Genomic DNA, 15,114 nt, shown 5'->3' with positions numbered 1-15,114 from the left:
CGGAACCATCACTTCATGTTGATGATGATGGTCTTCTTGTGGGTGAAGTGCTCCAGCATCGACTCCAGCGTGGCCTCCTTGCCGAGGCCGGAGGTCTTCACCCCGCCATAGCTGAGGTTGGGCTGCACCACCAGGTTCTGGTTCACCTGGACGAAGCCGGCTTCCAGCCGGTGCACCGCATCCATCGCCACCTTCAGGTCCCGCGTCCACACCGTGGCGGCGAGACCGTATTCGCTGTCGTTGGCGGCGGCGATGACCTCCTCGTAATCGGTCCAGCGGATGACGCAGCAGACCGGGCCGAAGATCTCCTCGCGGGCGATGCGGTCGTCATTGGTGACGCCGGTGAACAGGTGCGGCTGCACGAACAGCCCCTTGGCCAGCTTCGGGTCGGCCGGCATCGCCGACAGGGCGTGGGCGGTGGCGCCCTTCGTCTCCTTGCCAAGCGCGATGTAGCTCTGCACCCGGTCCATCTGCTGCGGCGAGACGATGGTGCCGATGTCGGTCGCCTCGTCCAGCGGGTCGCCCATCTTCAGCGCGTTCACCTTCTCCTTCAGCGTCTCGACGAAGACGTCGTGGATGCTGTCATGGACGAAGATGCGCGAGGAGGCGGTGCAGCTCTGGCCCTGGCGGGTGAAGCGCATGCCGGCGATGGCGCCGCCGATCGCCTGGTCGAGATCGGCGTCGGCCATGACGATCATCGGGCTCTTGCCGCCCAGCTCCAGCGTGACCGGGATCAGCTTGTCGGCGGCGGTCCTGTAGACGATCTTGCCGGTCTCGACCGAGCCGGTGAAGGTCACCTTGCCGACCTTCGGGTGCGCCACCAGCGGCGCGCCGCATTCCGGGCCGAAGCCGGAGAGGATGTTGACCAGCCCCGGCGGCAGGATGCTGTTCATGATCTGGATGACGCGCAGCACGGTCAGCGGCGCCTCTTCCGCCGACTTCACCACCACCGCGTTGCCGGCGACCAGCGCCGGGGCGATCTTCATCGCCATCAGCAGGAGCGGCACGTTCCACGGGATGATGGCGCCGACGACGCCGATCGGCTCGCGCACCGTCATGGTCAGCATGGTCGGGTTGAAAGGCACGGTCTCGCCCTTCAGCTCCGGCGCCAGCCCGCCGAAGAAGGTGAACATGTCGGCCAGCACGCCGGCTTCGACGCGCGATTCGGTGCGCAGCGCCTTGCCCGTCTCGAGCGCCAGCAGGCGGCCCAGCTCCTCGACCCGCTCGCCCAGCGCCGCACCGCAGGCGGCGACCAGCTTGCCGCGCTCGCGCGCCCCCCTCTTCGCCCACTCCTTCTGTGCCTTGACGGCGGCGGCGACCGCGGCCTCGACGTCGGCGGCCTCGCCGAAGGCGGCCTGGGCGACCTCCTCGCCGGTGGCGGGGTTGATCACCGGGAAGGTCTTGCCGGAGGAGGCGGGGCGGAACTCCCCGTCGATGAACTGCTTGCCGGACAACTCCTTCGCCAGGGCGAAGGGATCGAGCTGGAGGGCGATGGTGGCGCTCATTGGATGAGTGTCCTTGGTTGGCTGCTTTGTCTGGTGGCGTTTCCGTGTCCCGGACCGGCATCGCCGGCCGGCGCCCGGCAGAACCGTCAGGCGCGGGCGTCCTCGATCACCTTGCCGTCGTTGGGCAGGCTGCCGGGCGGGACGAGCTCGACAGTACCGCGCAATTTTGTTACCGACGCAAGCGTTTCTCGCACGGCAGCCTCCAAAGCCTCCCCGCCCTCCTCCGCTTCGCAGCGCAGAGTCATGGTGTCGCTGGCGTCGGCCCGCCCGACCACCAGCCGCGCCCGGCGAAGCTGCGGGTGGCGGCGCAGCACCTCGGCCACCTGCGAGGGGTGGACGAACATGCCCTTGACCTTGGTCGTCTGGTCGGCCCGGCCGAGCCAGCCGCGCAGCCGGACGTTGGTGCGGCCGCAGGGGCTCTCGCCGGGCATCACCGCCGAGAGGTCGCCGGTGGCGAAGCGGACCAGCGGATAGGCCTCGGAGAAGAGGGTCACCACCACCTCCCCCACCTCGCCGTCGGGAACCGGATCGCCGGTGCCGGGCCGCAGGATCTCGACGATCACCCCCTCGTTCACGACGAGGCCGGAGCGGGCCGGCGTCTCGTAGGCGACGATGCCGAGGTCGGCGGTGCCGTAGCACTGGTAGATGTCGAGCCCGCGCGCCTCGTAGAAGGCGCGGGCGTCGGGCAGGTAGGGGCCGCCCGACACGCTGCCGATCTTCAGCGAGGCGCTGTCGAGCCCCAGCTCGTCCGCCTTCTCCAGGATGATCTTCAGGAAGTCCGGCGTGCCGATGTAGCCGCGCGGCTTCAGCGCCGCCACCACCTGGGCCTGCAGCTCGGTGTTGCCGGTGCCGGCCGGGATGACGGCGCAGCCGACCGCATGGGCCCCGGTCTCGAACATCGAGCCGGCGGGGGTCATGTGGTAGGCGAAGCAGTTCTGCGCGAGGTCGCCCTTGCGGAAGCCGGCGGCGAACAGCGCCCGCGCGCTGCGCCAGGGATCGGCGCCGTAGGGCTCCGGGTCGTGGATCGGGCCGGGCGAGGCGAAGACCCGCGCGAGCTGGCCGACCGGCAGGGCCGCCAGCCCGCCGAAGGGCGGCGCGTCCTTCTGCAGGGCGATCAGGTCGGACTTGCGGGTCACCGGCAGGGCCGCAAGGCCGGCGCGGTCGCGGACCGACGCGGGATCGACCTCCGCCAGCAGGCGGCTGAAATAGGGGGCGTTGGCCTTGGCATGGGCGAGCTGGGCCGGCAGGGCGGCGAACAGCTCCTCCTCGCGCCGGGCCGGGGAGCGCGTCTCGAGGTCGTCGTAGAAGTCGGTCATGGTCGTTCGTCCGTTCTGCGGGCGTCGGTTCTGCAGGCGTCCGTTTGCGGGTCGTGCAGGGACCCTGCGGCGGCAGTCCGGCAAGGATGGAGGGGGGGAGACCGGCCGCGCGCGGCCGCGCCCGCTCAGATCCAGCGCTTGCGGCGCTTGAAGCTCTTCAGGTTCTTGAAGCTCTTGCGCTCTTCGTTGCCGCCGCCGAGGTAGAATTCCTTCACGTCCTCGTTGTTGCGCAGCTCGTCGGCCGTGCCGTCCAGCACCACCTTGCCGTTTTCCATGATGTAGCCGCGGCTGGCCGCCTGCAGGGCCATGCGGGCGTTCTGCTCGACCAGCAGGATGGTGACGCCCAGGTCCTTGTTGATCTGCCGGATGATGCCGAAGACCTCCTTCACCATCAGCGGCGACAGGCCCATGGACGGCTCGTCCATCAGGATCAGCTTCGGGCGGGCCATCATGGCGCGGCCGATGGCGAGCATCTGCTGCTCGCCGCCCGACAGGTAGCCGGCAAGGCCGGTGCGTTCCTTCAGGCGGGGGAAATAGTGGAAGACCATGTCCAGGTCGTCCTTCACGCCGTTGTCGCGGCGGGTGAAGGCGCCCAGGCGCAGGTTCTCCAGGCAGGTCATGTCGCCGATGATCCGGCGACCCTCCATCACCTGGAAGATGCCCTTGCGGACGATGCTGTCCGGGTCGATGCCGTTGATCCGCTCGCCGGCGAAGGTGATGTCGCCGCGGGTGACCTCGCCGTCCTCCGTCTTCAGCAGGCCGGAGATCGCCTTGAGCGTCGTGGACTTGCCGGCGCCGTTGGCGCCCAGCAGGGCCACGATCTCGCCCTCCGGCACCTCCAGGCTGAGCCCGCGGAGCACGAGGATCACGTCGTTGTAGACGACCTCGATGTTGTTGACGGAAAGCAGCGTGCGCTTGGCCGGGGCGACCGGCGGGGCGCCGTTGACCTGTTGGGCGGGAGTGGCCGTGGCGGCGTTCAGCATGCGGCACCTGAAACGAAGGGATGCGGAAGGCGCCTCCCCCGCCGGGACGGGGGAGGCGTGTCGGCGGGTCTTACCAGCCCAGCCATTCCGGCTTGCGCGGGACGTCGACGGTGGCGATCTTCTCCAGCTTGATCGTGCCGGCCTTCACCAGCTCGTCCACATTGGCGCCGGTGTCGCCCTTGACCGAGGCGCGGTAGATGTTGACCGCCGTCATGCCGCGGTGGTCGGTCTCGGTCCAGGTGGACGGCACGCAGACGCCCTCCAGCCCGGCCGGCACCCAGTCCTTCTTCTGGTACATGCCCTTGCGGATGCCCGGGCCGGTGACGCCGCCGTTCTTCGCCGCCCAGTCCATCGCCTCCTTCATGTAGAAGGCGGTGCAGACGCCGGCCAGGTAATGCACCGGGCGGTAGGCGGTGCCGGCCGCGTCGGAGATCTTCGAGATCTCCTGCATGGTCTTCATGCCCTGCGCCTCGCCCGACCAGGTGACGGCGGTGCGCAGCGGGAAGACGACGCCGTCGGCGGCGGCGCCGGCGGCCTTCGCCGCGTTCTCGTCCATGCCCCAGACGTTGCCCATGAACTGCACCTTGGCGCCGACCGTCTGGCAGGCCTTCAGCACCGAGATGTTGGAGCCGGCGGTGTTGCCGAGATAGGCGTAGTTGGCGCCCGCCTCCTTCAGCGTCAGGCACTGGGCGGTGTAGTCGCCGGGGGTCAGGGCGAACTGCACGGCCGGCAGCACGTCGAAGCCCAGTTCCTTGGCCAGTGCCTCGCCGGCCTCCTTCGGGGCGTTCGGATAGGGGTGGTTGGCGCCCATGTGGACGTATTTCGGCTTGCCCTGGCCGCCCTTCTTCTTCCAGTCCTCGGCCGCCCACATCAGCATGCCGCGCAGCGCGTCGGAGTAGGACGGGCCGTAGAAGAAGTTGTAGGGGGCCGGCTTGGAGCCGTGGGTGCCCTTGCCGGTCGGGTCGGTCAGGTGCCCGGAGTAGGAGCCGGAATAGGCGGGGATCTCGTCCTTGCCGACGAAGCCGGTCAGCGCCTCGGTGTCGGCGGTGCCCCAGCCCTGGAGTGCTGCGATCTTGTCGCTGCCCGACGACCACTTCTTGTACTGGCTGATGGCGCGCGGCGCCTGATAGCCGTAGTCGACCGTGTCGACCGCCAGCTTGGTACCGTTCACGCCGCCCTTGGCGTTGATGTAGGCCAGCGCGTCCGCGACGCCCTGGGCATAGGGCACGCCCACGTCCGAGGTGGCGCCCGACTGGTCGGCGAGATGGCCGACCGGGATCGACTGGGCGGAGGCGGCGCCGGTGGCGGCGATCAGGGCGGCCGTCGCGAACAGCGCGGTCTTCAGCGTCATGGTGCGTTTCTCCCTAGTTCGTTCTGTTTTGGGTGATCTCGGAACGTCAGTGCGAGAACGGGTAGAGCTTCCAGTAGGCCTTGATCTGCTTCCAGCGGTGGGCCAGCCCGTCGGGCTCGAACACCAGGAAGAGGATGATGACGATGCCGATCGACATCTCGCGCAGGAAGGCGATGTTCTCCTTCAGGTTCAGCGCGGTATCGATGGACGTGCCGCTGACCAGCTTGGTCGCGGCCTGCATGGCCTCGGGCAGGAGGACCATGAAGGCGGTGCCCATCAGCGTGCCCATGATCGACCCCAGCCCCCGATGATGATCATGCCGAGGAACTGGATCGAGAAGAGGATGGTGAAGCCCTCCACCGAGACGAACTGCAGGTAGTGGGCGTAGAGAGCGCCGCCGATGCCGGCATAGAAGGCGGAGATGCCGAAGGACATCGTCCGGTACTTCGTCAGGTTGATGCCCATGATCTCGGCGGACAGGTAGTGGTCGCGCACCGCCACCAGGGCGCGGCCGTCGCGGGTCCGCATCAGGTTGGTGGCCAGCAGGTACATCACCACCATCGCCACCAGCACCACGTAGAAGTAGCGCTCGTCCGTGTCGAAGGCGAAGCCGAAGATGGTCAGCGCCTCGGCGATGGTGCCGTTGGTGCCGCCGGTGAACCAGTCGGCGCGCGAGAAGAAGTCCTGCAGGATGTACTGCGCCGCCAGCGTCGCGATGGCGAGGTAGAGGCCCTTCAGCCGGGCGGCCGGCATGCCGAAGATCAGCCCGACCACGGTGGTCACCACGCCGGCCAGCGGGATCGCCAGCACCACCGGGATGCCCAGGCTGTTGTTCAGCCAGGCCGAGGCGAAGGCGCCGAAGCCGAAGAAGGCGGAATGGCCGATCGAGATCTGGCCGGTGAAGCCGACCAGGATGTTCAGGCCCAGCGCCGCGATGCCGAGATAGCCGATCTGGATCAGCAGGTTCAGCCAGTAGCGGTCCATGAAGGCCGGGGCCGCCAGCAGCAGGATGATGCCGAGGATGGCGAAGTTGCGGCTGGTGGTGGTCGGGAAGACGGTGGTGTCGGCGGCGTAGCTCGTCTTGAAGTCGCCGCACGGGATGATGCTTGCGTTCGCCATGGGTGCGGCCTCCTTACACGCGCTCGATGTCCTTGGTGCCGAACAGGCCGTACGGCTTGATCATCAGGATGATGATCAGGACGTAGAAGGGCGCGATCTCGTACATGTTGCCGAAGTTCAGCCACTGGCTGTCGACATAGTGCGCCAGGTTCTCCAGCACGCCGACGATCAGGCCGCCCAGCACCGCGCCGATGACGCTGTCGAGGCCGCCGAGGATGACCGCCGGGAAGACCTTGATGCCGAAGAAGGAGAGCGCCGAGGACACGCCGTTGACCACGCCGACCACCACGCCCGCCACCGCGGAGACCATGGCGGAGATCGCCCAGCTCATGGCGAACATCTGGCGGACCGAGATGCCGAGCGACTGGGCCACCTGCTGGTCGAAGGCGGTCGCCCGCATGGCGAGGCCGAGGCGCGAGTATTTGAAGAACCAGCCGAAGCCCGCCATGATCAATATCGAGATCGCCAGCGAGACGACGTAGACCGTCTGCACCTCCAGCCCCAGCACGTTGACGGTCGGGCTGGCGAAGATCGGCGGGAAGGGCTTGGCGAACACGCCGAACATCCACTTCATCATCGCCTGGAAGACGATCGACAGGCCGATCGTGACCATGATGACGGAGATGATCGGCTCGCCGATCATCGGGCGCAGCACCACCACCTGCAGCACCACGCCGAAGATCAGCATGAAGACCAGCGTGATGGGGAAACCCAGGTAGAAGGGAATCTGGAACTTGGTCAGCAGCCACCAGCAGGTCCAGGCGCCGATCAGCAGGAACTCGCCCTGGGCGAAGTTCACGATGCGGCTGGCCTTGTAGATCAGGACGAAGGACATCGCGACGACGCCGTACAGCGCCCCGACGATCAGTCCGTTCACGAGAAGCTGGAAGAACAGGGTCATGGCGTGGCCTCGCCCGTCAGGATCGCGGTATCCCCTCCCCCCGCCGGGAAGAGGGTCAGGGTGAGGGGAAGAGGACGTTCAAGTGCAGGCATCGCATCCCCCTCACGCGGCGACCGGCTCGGCCGTCGCGGCCTTGGTCGGCAGCAGGTCGATCACGGTCAGCGTCGTGCGGATGCGCTGCTTGGTGCCGTCCTGGAAGGTGATGGTGGTGTCGACGTCGATCTTCGGCTTGTCGTCGTAGATCGCGTCGATGATGGTGCCGTACTTCTCGGAGATGACGCCGCGGCGCACCTTGCGGGTGCGGGTCAGCTCGCCGTCGTCGGCGTCCAGCTCCTTGTAGAGCAGCAGGAACTTCGAGATGCGCTGGTATTCCGGCAGCGTCGCGTTGACCTTCTCCACCTCCGCCCGCAGCAGTTCGTAGACCTCGGGCTTGGAGGACAGGTCGGAATAGGTGGTGAAGGCGATGCGGTTCTTCTCCGCCCACTTCGACACGATGGAGAAGCGGATGCAGACGATGGCCGACAGGTAGGGCCGCTTGTCGCCCAGGATCACCGCCTCGGCGACATAGGGGCTGAACTTCAGCTTGTTCTCGATGTACTGCGGGCTGAAGCGGTCGCCGTTGGCGGTGGTGGCGATGTCCTTGATGCGGTCGATGATGACCAGATGGCCCTTCTTGTCGAAGAAGCCGGCATCGCCGGTGTGCATCCAGCCGTCGCGCATGTCGGCGACGGTGGCCTTCTCGTTCCGGTAATAGCCGGCGAACATGTTGGGGTGGCGGGTGACGATCTCGCCGACGCCGTTGTGGTCGGGGTCGATCACCTTCACCTCGATGCCGCCGTCGAACGGCACGCCGACCGTGTCGAAGTCGACGTCGTCGCCGCGATGGACGGTGTAGGCGCCCATCGTCTCGGTCTGGCCGTAGATCTGGCGCAGCGGAACGCCGAGCGCCTGGAAGAACTTGAAGGTGTCGGGACCGAGGGCGGCACCGCCGGTCGCCGCCGACCTCAGGTTGGTGAAGCCCAGCCGGTCGCGCAGCGGGCGGAACAGGATCTGGTCGGCCACCCAGGATCGCCGGCCCTGCGCCAGAGCCTCCAGCCCCAGCTTCATGCCGAGGTCGAACATCTTCTGCTTGAAGGGCGAGGCGTCCATGATGCGGGCGCGCACGTCGGCGGCGATGGCCTCCCACAGGCGCGGGGCGAACAGCACGAAGCTGGGCCCGATCTCGCGGAAGTCGTGCATCATCGTCTCGGCTTCCTCGACGAAGTTCACGCGCATGCGCGAGAGCATCGCCATGCCGACCGCATAGACCTGCTCCATGATCCAGGACAGCGGCAGGACCGAGACATACTCGTCCTCCGGCCCCTTGGGATCGACCGACAGGTAGCTGGCGCAATGGCGCAGCAGGCGCCCGGCCGGCAGCATCGCCATCTTCGGGTTGGAGGTGGTGCCCGAGGTGGTGCAGAGCACCGCCACGTCCTCGCCGCGGGTCTGGCCGACCAGATCCTCGTAGAGGTCCGGCTGGGCGGCGTGCAGCTCCTCGCCCAGCGCGATCAGGTCGGTGACCGGCATCAGGCGCGGGTCGTGGTATTTGCGCATGCCGCGCGGGTCGGAATAGATGATGTGCTGCAGCGTGGGCAGGCGCTCGCCCAGGTTCAGCAGCTTGTCCACCTGCTCCTCGTCCTCGGCGAAGACGACCTTCACGTCGGCGTAGGTGATGAGGTAGGCGACCTCCTCGTCCAGAGCGTCGCGGTAGATGCCGAGGCTCATGGCGCCGATGGCATGGGAGGCGACCTCGCCGCCCACCCAGTCCGGGCGGTTGTCGCCGAGCAGGCCGACCACCTCGCCGCGCACCACCCCCATCTTCAGGAGGCCGAGCGCGAAGGCGCGGACGCGGGCGTGATACTGCGCCCAGGTCAGCGGCTTCCAGATGCCGAAGTCCTTCTCGCGCAGCGCGACGTCGTTGGGGTGCTGCCTGGCGTGCAGCGACAGCAGCTTGGGCAGCGTGTCGTGGACGGACAGGTCGGGCAGGTTGGATGCGGAAGCCATCACGCGACCTCCTGGCGGGGGGCGGGTTGGACGGGGGTGGTGTCTTCCTCGTCGTCCTCGCCCAGATAGGCGCGGCGGACCCGCGGATCGGCCAGCACCTCTTCCGGCGCGCCCTCGGCGATCTTCTTGCCGAACTCCAGCACCATGACGCGGTGCGAGATGTCCATGACGACGCCCATGTCGTGCTCGATCATCACGACGGTCATGCCCCACTCCTCGTTCAGGTCGACGATGTAGCGGGCCATGTCCTCCTTCTCCTCCAGGTTCATGCCGGCCATCGGCTCGTCCAGGAGGATCAGGTCGGGCTTCAGCGCGATGGCGCGGGCGAGTTCCACGCGCTTGCGCAGGCCGTAGGAGAGGGTGCCGGCGGTCGCCTTGCGGACATGCTGGATTTCGAGGAAGTCTATGATCTCCTCGACCTCGCGGCGGTGCGCCAGCTCTTCCTTGCGCGCGCCGGTCAGCCAGTAGAGCGAGCCGGTGAGGAAGTTGTTCTTCAGCAGGTGATGGCGCCCGACCATGATGTTGTCGAGCACCGTCATGTGGCCGAACAGAGCCAGATTCTGGAAGGTGCGGCCGATGCCCAGCGACGCCCGGTGGTTGGGCGTCATGCCGGTGACGTCGCGGCCCTTGAAATAGACCTTGCCGTCGGTGGGACGGTAACGGCCGGAGATGCAGTTGACCATCGAGGTCTTGCCGGCGCCGTTCGGTCCGATGATGGAGAACAGCTCTCCCTTGCGGATCCCGAAGCTGACGTCGGTCAGGGCCTGCACGCCGCCAAAGCGCAGTGAGACGCCGCGGGCTTCGAAGATGACCTCCGGTTGGGCGGCGTCGGCCGGTTGGGCGTAACCTCGTGGCGATGCGACGGGCGCGCCTGACATTTCCTCCTCCGTTGCTGGTGGCTCTGCTTTTTTGTTGGGCCGATCGTTTGTCGGCCGAACTGGTCCATATGATGGACCGTCCTCTGAGCAACGCGGCCACTATATACCGTATATCGCTCTGTTATCAACACTGACATTCCGTCCTTGCATGTTTTTTCCGGCGACAAGCGGTCGCAAGGTCCATATTATGAGACGATGACGAGCGACACCGACACCGCCTATCGCGAGAGCGCCTCCTCCCCCGGCGGCACGCAGAGCCTGGAGCGGGCGCTGGCCCTGCTGCGTGCCGTCGCGGCCTATGGGGCGGAGGGGGCGCGGCTGGCCGACCTGATGACCGACACCGGCCTGTCGAAGGCGACGGCCCACCGGCTGCTGACCGCGCTGGCGCGGGAGCGCTTCGTCGACCAGGATCCGCGCAGCCGCCGCTACCATCTGGGACCGGAGCTCGACCTGCTCGGCCGCATCGCCGCCGCCCGCCACGGAATCGACGGGCCGGCGGAGAGCCTGTCCGGCGCCGCCGCGGTGCGCCCGACCGCCTTCCTGCGCCCGGAATACCAGGGCGACGCCATCCCGCTCGCCGACCTGCTGTGCGACCGCCATGCCCGCGCCGACGGCGCGCGCGCCGCCCTGCTGCACGAGAGCGTCGCCGGCCAGACGACGGAGCTGAGCTTCGCCCGGCTGGAGCATGATTCCGCGCGCTTCGCCGCCGTGCTGCGGCGGCTGGGCGTCGGCCACGGCGACAGGGTGGCGGTGCTGCTGCCCAAGGGGCCGGAGCTGCTGATCGCGGCGCTGGCGATCTGGCGGCTGGGCGGGGTCTACATGCCGCTCTTCACCACCTACACACCGGCCGCCGTGTCCTACCGGCTGGCCGACAGCGATGCCCGCGCCATCGTCACCAACGGCTTCCTGCGCCGCAAGGTGCCGCGCGACAACGCCCGGCCGGTGGTGACGGTGGAGGGCGACGAGGCCTTCGGGCCGGGCGCCGACGCGGTGCCCTTCTGGTCGGCCCTGCACGAGGCGTCGCCGCTGGAGGAGGTCGCCCGCTATGCCGACCGCGACCCCTTCGCCCTGATGTACACCTCGGAATCGGAGCCGAAGCCGCTGGGCGTCTGCCTGCCGGTGAAGGCGCTGTCGGGGATCGAGCAGTACATGCGCATCGGCCTCGACCTGCGCGACGACGACATCTACTGGAACATGGCCGACCCGGGCTGGGCCTACGGCGCCTATTACGGGCTGGTCGGGCCCCTGCTGCTCGGCCGCACCACCATCTTCTGCGACGGCCCCTACGACGTGCGGCAGGGCTACCGGGTGCTGACCAAGTTCGGAGTCACCAACCTGACCGCCGCCCCTTCGCAGATCCGCGCCTGGCACAGCGCCGACCCGGAAGGCGGCCCGCGCCAGCTCGCCCTGCGCATCCTGTCGGTGGTGGGCGAGCCGCTGCCGCCGGAGCTGATCGGCTGGGCCAACCGCGTGGTGAGGGTCCCGCTGCTCGACCAGTACGGCCAGCGCGAGACCGGCATCTTCATGATGAACCGCTACGACCCGGACGGCGGAAAGGAGCCGGGCGACGGCTCGCTCGGCCGGCCCATGCCGGGATTCCGCGTGGTGATCCTCGACCAGGACGGCCGGGAGGCGCCGGTCGGCGGCGCCGGCGAGATCGCCATCGACGTCGACCACTCGCCGCTCTTCTGGTTCGAGGCCTATTCCAACGACCCCGAGCGCACCGCCCGCCGCTTCCGCCACGGCCGCCGCTATTACCTGACCGGCGACTGGGCCTTCCTCGACGCCGACGGCAACATCCACTTCCGCGGCCGCGAGTCCGACGCCATCATGATGCAGCAGAGCGACTGAGCCGCGGCGGTCGGACCGCGCCCCGGCGCGCGGGAAGCCGCGCGTCGGAGGCCGGCCGGAAGAATGGTCCCGCCTCCTCCCGTTCGCACTCGTCCGACACCAGCGCAGCAAGCCCGCCGCTTGATGCCGGGCGCGACAATGTCCATTATGGACATAAATGAAAGCGGAGGTGCGACATGGCACAGTGGCAGACGGCCGATGCCAAGCAGCAATTCACCCAACTGGTGGCGACGGCCGTGGAACAGGGGCCCCAGGTGATCATGCGTCACAGGGAACCGGTGGCAGTGATGCTCTCGGCCGACGATTACCGGAGGCTGGTCCGGCAGGCGGAAACGAACTTCTCCCGGCTGCTTACCTCCTCGCCCTTTTCAGCCGAGGAACTGGCAGGCATGACCGCCGAGCTGGAGAGCGGGGAGGAGCGGGAGGACAGGGCGGACCAGCACCGGGTCGCCGGTTGAGGCCGGCATGGCGATTCCCGGATACATCGCCGACACCAACATCGTGTCCAACCCGACGGCCGGCAGTTCCCCGGTCGCGGAGTGGCTGCAACGCTATGCGGGCCTCGTCTATCTCAGCGCCATCACGGTGGCGGAGATGCGTCGTGGCCTCGCTCTGCTGGAGCAGACGGCCGCCAGGGACAAGGATCCCAGGGTCAGGGCCCGGAACCTGGACAGGCTGGCGTTCAAGACGGCGTGGTACAGGGAACTGACGGACAGCTTCGCCGACCGGATCCTCCCGATCGACGTCGCCGTGGCCGACAAGTGGGCGGAAATCTCCGTCCGCTTCCCGTCCTTGCGGGACGGGGACAAGGTGATCGCCGCAACCGCCCTGGTCAAAGGCTATGCTGTCGCTACCAGGAACCTCGGCGATTTCCGCGCCCTCGGCGTTTTGCTGGTCAATCCCTTCGATCCCGACAGTTGGGACGACGACTACAGCCGCGATCCGATTTTGCGGCTCCTATGACGGACCGGGGAGGAACCCGCGAGCCCCCTCCCCGGCCGATCCGCGTCAGACCTTCCGCGCAGCATGGTGACGATGCCGGAGAAGTCCATGCCGCCGTTGCCGGCGTTGCAGAACAGCGAGTAGAGCTGCGCCGCCTCGGCCCCCAGCGGCAGCGAGGCGCCGGAGGTCTGGCCGGCCTCGACCGCCAGCTTCAGGTCCTTCAGCATCATTGCGGCGGCGAAGCCCGGCTGGTAGTCGCGGTTGGCCGGGCTGGCCGGCACCGGGCCGGGAACCGGGCAATAGCTGGTCAGCGACCAGCACTGGCCCGACGACTTCGACGAGATGTCGAACAGCTTCTGCGCGTCGAGGCCCAGCTTCTCGGCCAGCGCGAAGGCTTCCGACACCGCGATCATCGAGATGCCGAGGATCATGTTGTTGCAGATCTTCGCGGCCTGCCCGGCGCCGGCGGCGCCGGCGTGGACGATGGTCTTGCCCATCACCTGCAGGAAGGGCTCGGCCCGCTGGAAGGCCGCGTCGCTGCCGCCGACCATGAAGGTCAGGGTGCCGGCCGCGGCCCCGCCGACGCCGCCCGACACCGGGGCGTCCACCATGACGTGGCCGGCCGCCGTGGCGGCCTCGGCCACCGCGCGGGCGGAGGCGACGTCGATGGTCGAGCTGTCGATGAACAGGCTGCCGGGACCGGCGGAGGCGATCACCCCGCCCTCGCCGGTGTAGACCTGGCGGACATGGGCGCCGCTCGGCAGCATGGTGACGACCACCTCGGCACCCTTGGCGGCGTCGCCCGGGCTGCCGGCGATGGTGGCGCCCGCCTCCTTCGCGGCGGCGCAGGCGGCCTCCGACAGGTCGAAGCCGCGGACGGCGTGGCCGGCCTTCAGCAGGTTGCCGGCCATCGGGCCACCCATGTTGCCGAGTCCGATGAAGGCGATGGTCGCCATGGCGTTTCCCCCTTGTGTGGTCTTGTCGTTGTATGCAGGCCAGCGGGACCGGGCGGCGCGATCAACCGCCGGTCAGCTTGCGCGCGATGATGACGCGCATGATCTCGTTGGTGCCCTCCAGGATCTGGTGCACCCGCAGGTCGCGGAAAATCCGCTCGATCGGATATTCCCTGATGTAGCCGTAGCCGCCGTGGAGCTGCAGCGCCTCGTTCACCACCTGGAAGCCGACGTCGGTGGCGAAGCGCTTGGCCATCGCGCAGTGCATCGTGGCATCGGGCGAGCCGTTGTCCAGGCTGACCGCCGCGCGGTGCAGCATCAGCCGTGCCGCCTCCAGCTCCGTCGCCATGTCGGCCAGCTTGAACTGCAGGGCCTGGAAGGCGTTCAGCGGCTTGCCGAACTGCTTGCGCTCGGCCGTGTAGGCGATCGCCTGCTCCAGACAGAAGCGGGCGCCGCCGACCGAGCAGGCGGCAATGTTCAGACGCCCGCCGTCCAGCCCCTTCATGGCGATGGAGAAGCCCTCGCCCTCGGCGCCGATGCGGTTGGCCACCGGGACGCGGCAGTTCTCGAAGATCACCGCGGCGGTCGGCTGGCTCTTCCAGCCGAGCTTGTGCTCCTGCTTGCCGAAGGACAGGCCGGGCGTGTCCTTTTCCACCACGAGGCAGGAGATGCCCTTTGGCCCCGCCTCGCCGGTGCGCACCATGCAGACATAGACGTCCGAGGTGCCGCCGCCGGAGATGAAAGCCTTGGAGCCGTTCAGCACGTAATGGTCGCCGTCGCGCTCCGCCCGGGTGCGCAGCGAGGCCGCGTCGGATCCCGCCCCCGGCTCGGTCAGGCAATAGCTGGCGAAGCGGGTCATGCCGGTCAGGTCGGGCAGCCAGCGGCGGCGCTGCTCGTCGCTGCCGAACCGGTCGATCATCCACGACGCCATGTTGTGGATGGAGATGTAGGCGGCGGTGGACGGGCAGGCGGCGGCCAGTTCCTCGAAGATCACCGCGGCGTCGAGGCGGCCGAGCCCCGACCCGCCGACGTCCTCGCGCACATAGATGCCGGCGAAGCCCAGGGCCGCCGCCTGGCGCAGCGTCTCCACCGGGAAGACCGACTCCTCGTCCCAGCGGGCCGCCTGCGGCGCCATCTCGTTCACGGCGAAGTCGCGCGCGGCGTCGCGGAAGGCCTGCCGATCCTCGGACAGCGTGAAATCCATGGTTTTCTCCCCAGGGCTCGGGGCGTCGCGAGCGCGCCCCCGCGTTCTTTCTTGGCGTTCAGGCC

The 15,114-nt window shown here is 68.3% G+C and carries 12 protein-coding genes and 1 pseudogene; 3 read left to right on the top strand and 10 right to left on the bottom strand.

Annotated elements, in window-relative coordinates:
• Positions 1-8: 8 nt before the first annotated feature.
• The 8 genes and pseudogenes from DEW08_RS02725 to DEW08_RS02690 form a co-directional block, all read right to left on the bottom strand.
• Positions 9-1,505: an aldehyde dehydrogenase family protein gene (locus DEW08_RS02725; protein WP_109324264.1), complete on the bottom strand. Its 1,497-nt coding sequence runs from the start codon at positions 1,503-1,505 to the stop codon at positions 9-11.
• 86 nt (positions 1,506-1,591) lie between these two features.
• Entirely contained in the window at positions 1,592-2,821 is a 1,230-nt protein-coding gene (locus DEW08_RS02720) for a phenylacetate--CoA ligase family protein (RefSeq protein WP_109324263.1), read from the bottom strand.
• A 125-nt stretch (positions 2,822-2,946) separates the two neighbouring features.
• Positions 2,947-3,804, bottom strand: a complete 858-nt coding sequence (locus DEW08_RS02715) for an ABC transporter ATP-binding protein (RefSeq protein WP_245986106.1) — start codon at positions 3,802-3,804, stop codon at positions 2,947-2,949.
• Between the two features lie 70 nt (positions 3,805-3,874).
• Positions 3,875-5,155: an ABC transporter substrate-binding protein gene (locus DEW08_RS02710; RefSeq protein WP_109324262.1), complete on the bottom strand. Its 1,281-nt coding sequence runs from the start codon at positions 5,153-5,155 to the stop codon at positions 3,875-3,877.
• A 46-nt stretch (positions 5,156-5,201) separates the two neighbouring features.
• Positions 5,202-6,274, bottom strand: a pseudogene (locus tag DEW08_RS02705) (branched-chain amino acid ABC transporter permease).
• 13 nt (positions 6,275-6,287) lie between these two features.
• Positions 6,288-7,175: a branched-chain amino acid ABC transporter permease gene (locus DEW08_RS02700; protein ID WP_109324261.1), complete on the bottom strand. Its 888-nt coding sequence runs from the start codon at positions 7,173-7,175 to the stop codon at positions 6,288-6,290.
• 102 nt (positions 7,176-7,277) lie between these two features.
• On the bottom strand, positions 7,278-9,221 hold the full coding sequence (locus DEW08_RS02695; protein WP_109324260.1) for a long-chain fatty acid--CoA ligase: 1,944 nt from the start codon (positions 9,219-9,221) through the stop codon (positions 7,278-7,280).
• Positions 9,221-10,099 carry an ABC transporter ATP-binding protein gene (locus DEW08_RS02690; RefSeq protein ID WP_211107100.1) on the bottom strand — a complete coding sequence of 293 codons (879 nt, stop codon included), beginning with the start codon at positions 10,097-10,099 and terminating at the stop codon, positions 9,221-9,223. The genes DEW08_RS02695 and DEW08_RS02690 overlap by 1 nt, the downstream gene beginning before the upstream one ends.
• 195 nt (positions 10,100-10,294) lie before the next feature.
• On the opposite strand from DEW08_RS02690, the gene DEW08_RS02685 reads away from it, so the two are divergent.
• The 3 genes from DEW08_RS02685 to DEW08_RS02675 all read left to right on the top strand — a co-directional run bounded on the left by DEW08_RS02685 (position 10,295) and on the right by DEW08_RS02675 (position 12,913).
• A complete protein-coding gene (locus DEW08_RS02685) occupies positions 10,295-11,950 on the top strand; it encodes an AMP-binding protein (protein ID WP_109324259.1) in 1,656 nt (551 codons plus the stop codon).
• A gap of 176 nt (positions 11,951-12,126) precedes the next feature.
• A complete protein-coding gene (locus tag DEW08_RS02680; RefSeq protein ID WP_109324258.1) occupies positions 12,127-12,408 on the top strand; it encodes a type II toxin-antitoxin system Phd/YefM family antitoxin in 282 nt (93 codons plus the stop codon).
• A 7-nt stretch (positions 12,409-12,415) separates the two neighbouring features.
• Entirely contained in the window at positions 12,416-12,913 is a 498-nt protein-coding gene (locus DEW08_RS02675) for a PIN domain-containing protein (protein ID WP_109324257.1), read from the top strand.
• Here DEW08_RS02675 and mmsB read toward each other — a convergent pair.
• The gene (mmsB, locus tag DEW08_RS02670) at positions 12,880-13,848 is read right to left on the bottom strand and encodes a 3-hydroxyisobutyrate dehydrogenase (RefSeq protein ID WP_109324256.1); all 969 of its coding nucleotides are present in this window, start codon (positions 13,846-13,848) and stop codon (positions 12,880-12,882) included. The two genes, DEW08_RS02675 and mmsB, sit on opposite strands and share 34 nt — an antisense overlap.
• 61 nt (positions 13,849-13,909) lie before the next feature.
• A complete protein-coding gene (locus tag DEW08_RS02665) occupies positions 13,910-15,049 on the bottom strand; it encodes an isobutyryl-CoA dehydrogenase (protein ID WP_109324255.1) in 1,140 nt (379 codons plus the stop codon).
• Positions 15,050-15,114 lie beyond the last annotated feature (65 nt).

The organism is Azospirillum thermophilum (genome assembly GCF_003130795.1).
Lineage (GTDB): Bacteria > Pseudomonadota > Alphaproteobacteria > Azospirillales > Azospirillaceae > Azospirillum > Azospirillum thermophilum.
This window is presented reverse-complemented; position numbering and strand designations above follow the sequence as displayed.

Coding starts and splice junctions, on each gene's coding strand:
- DEW08_RS02715 (WP_245986106.1), bottom strand. CDS start 3,804: ATGCTGAACGCCGCCACGGCCACTCCCGCCCAACAGGTCAACGGCGCC.
- DEW08_RS02675 (WP_109324257.1), top strand. CDS start 12,416: ATGGCGATTCCCGGATACATCGCCGACACCAACATCGTGTCCAACCCG.
- DEW08_RS02710 (WP_109324262.1), bottom strand. CDS start 5,155: ATGACGCTGAAGACCGCGCTGTTCGCGACGGCCGCCCTGATCGCCGCC.
- mmsB (WP_109324256.1), bottom strand. CDS start 13,848: ATGGCGACCATCGCCTTCATCGGACTCGGCAACATGGGTGGCCCGATG.
- DEW08_RS02690 (WP_211107100.1), bottom strand. CDS start 10,099: ATGTCAGGCGCGCCCGTCGCATCGCCACGAGGTTACGCCCAACCGGCC.
- DEW08_RS02680 (WP_109324258.1), top strand. CDS start 12,127: ATGGCACAGTGGCAGACGGCCGATGCCAAGCAGCAATTCACCCAACTG.
- DEW08_RS02720 (WP_109324263.1), bottom strand. CDS start 2,821: ATGACCGACTTCTACGACGACCTCGAGACGCGCTCCCCGGCCCGGCGC.
- DEW08_RS02695 (WP_109324260.1), bottom strand. CDS start 9,221: ATGGCTTCCGCATCCAACCTGCCCGACCTGTCCGTCCACGACACGCTG.
- DEW08_RS02700 (WP_109324261.1), bottom strand. CDS start 7,175: ATGACCCTGTTCTTCCAGCTTCTCGTGAACGGACTGATCGTCGGGGCG.
- DEW08_RS02725 (WP_109324264.1), bottom strand. CDS start 1,505: ATGAGCGCCACCATCGCCCTCCAGCTCGATCCCTTCGCCCTGGCGAAG.
- DEW08_RS02685 (WP_109324259.1), top strand. CDS start 10,295: ATGACGAGCGACACCGACACCGCCTATCGCGAGAGCGCCTCCTCCCCC.
- DEW08_RS02665 (WP_109324255.1), bottom strand. CDS start 15,049: ATGGATTTCACGCTGTCCGAGGATCGGCAGGCCTTCCGCGACGCCGCG.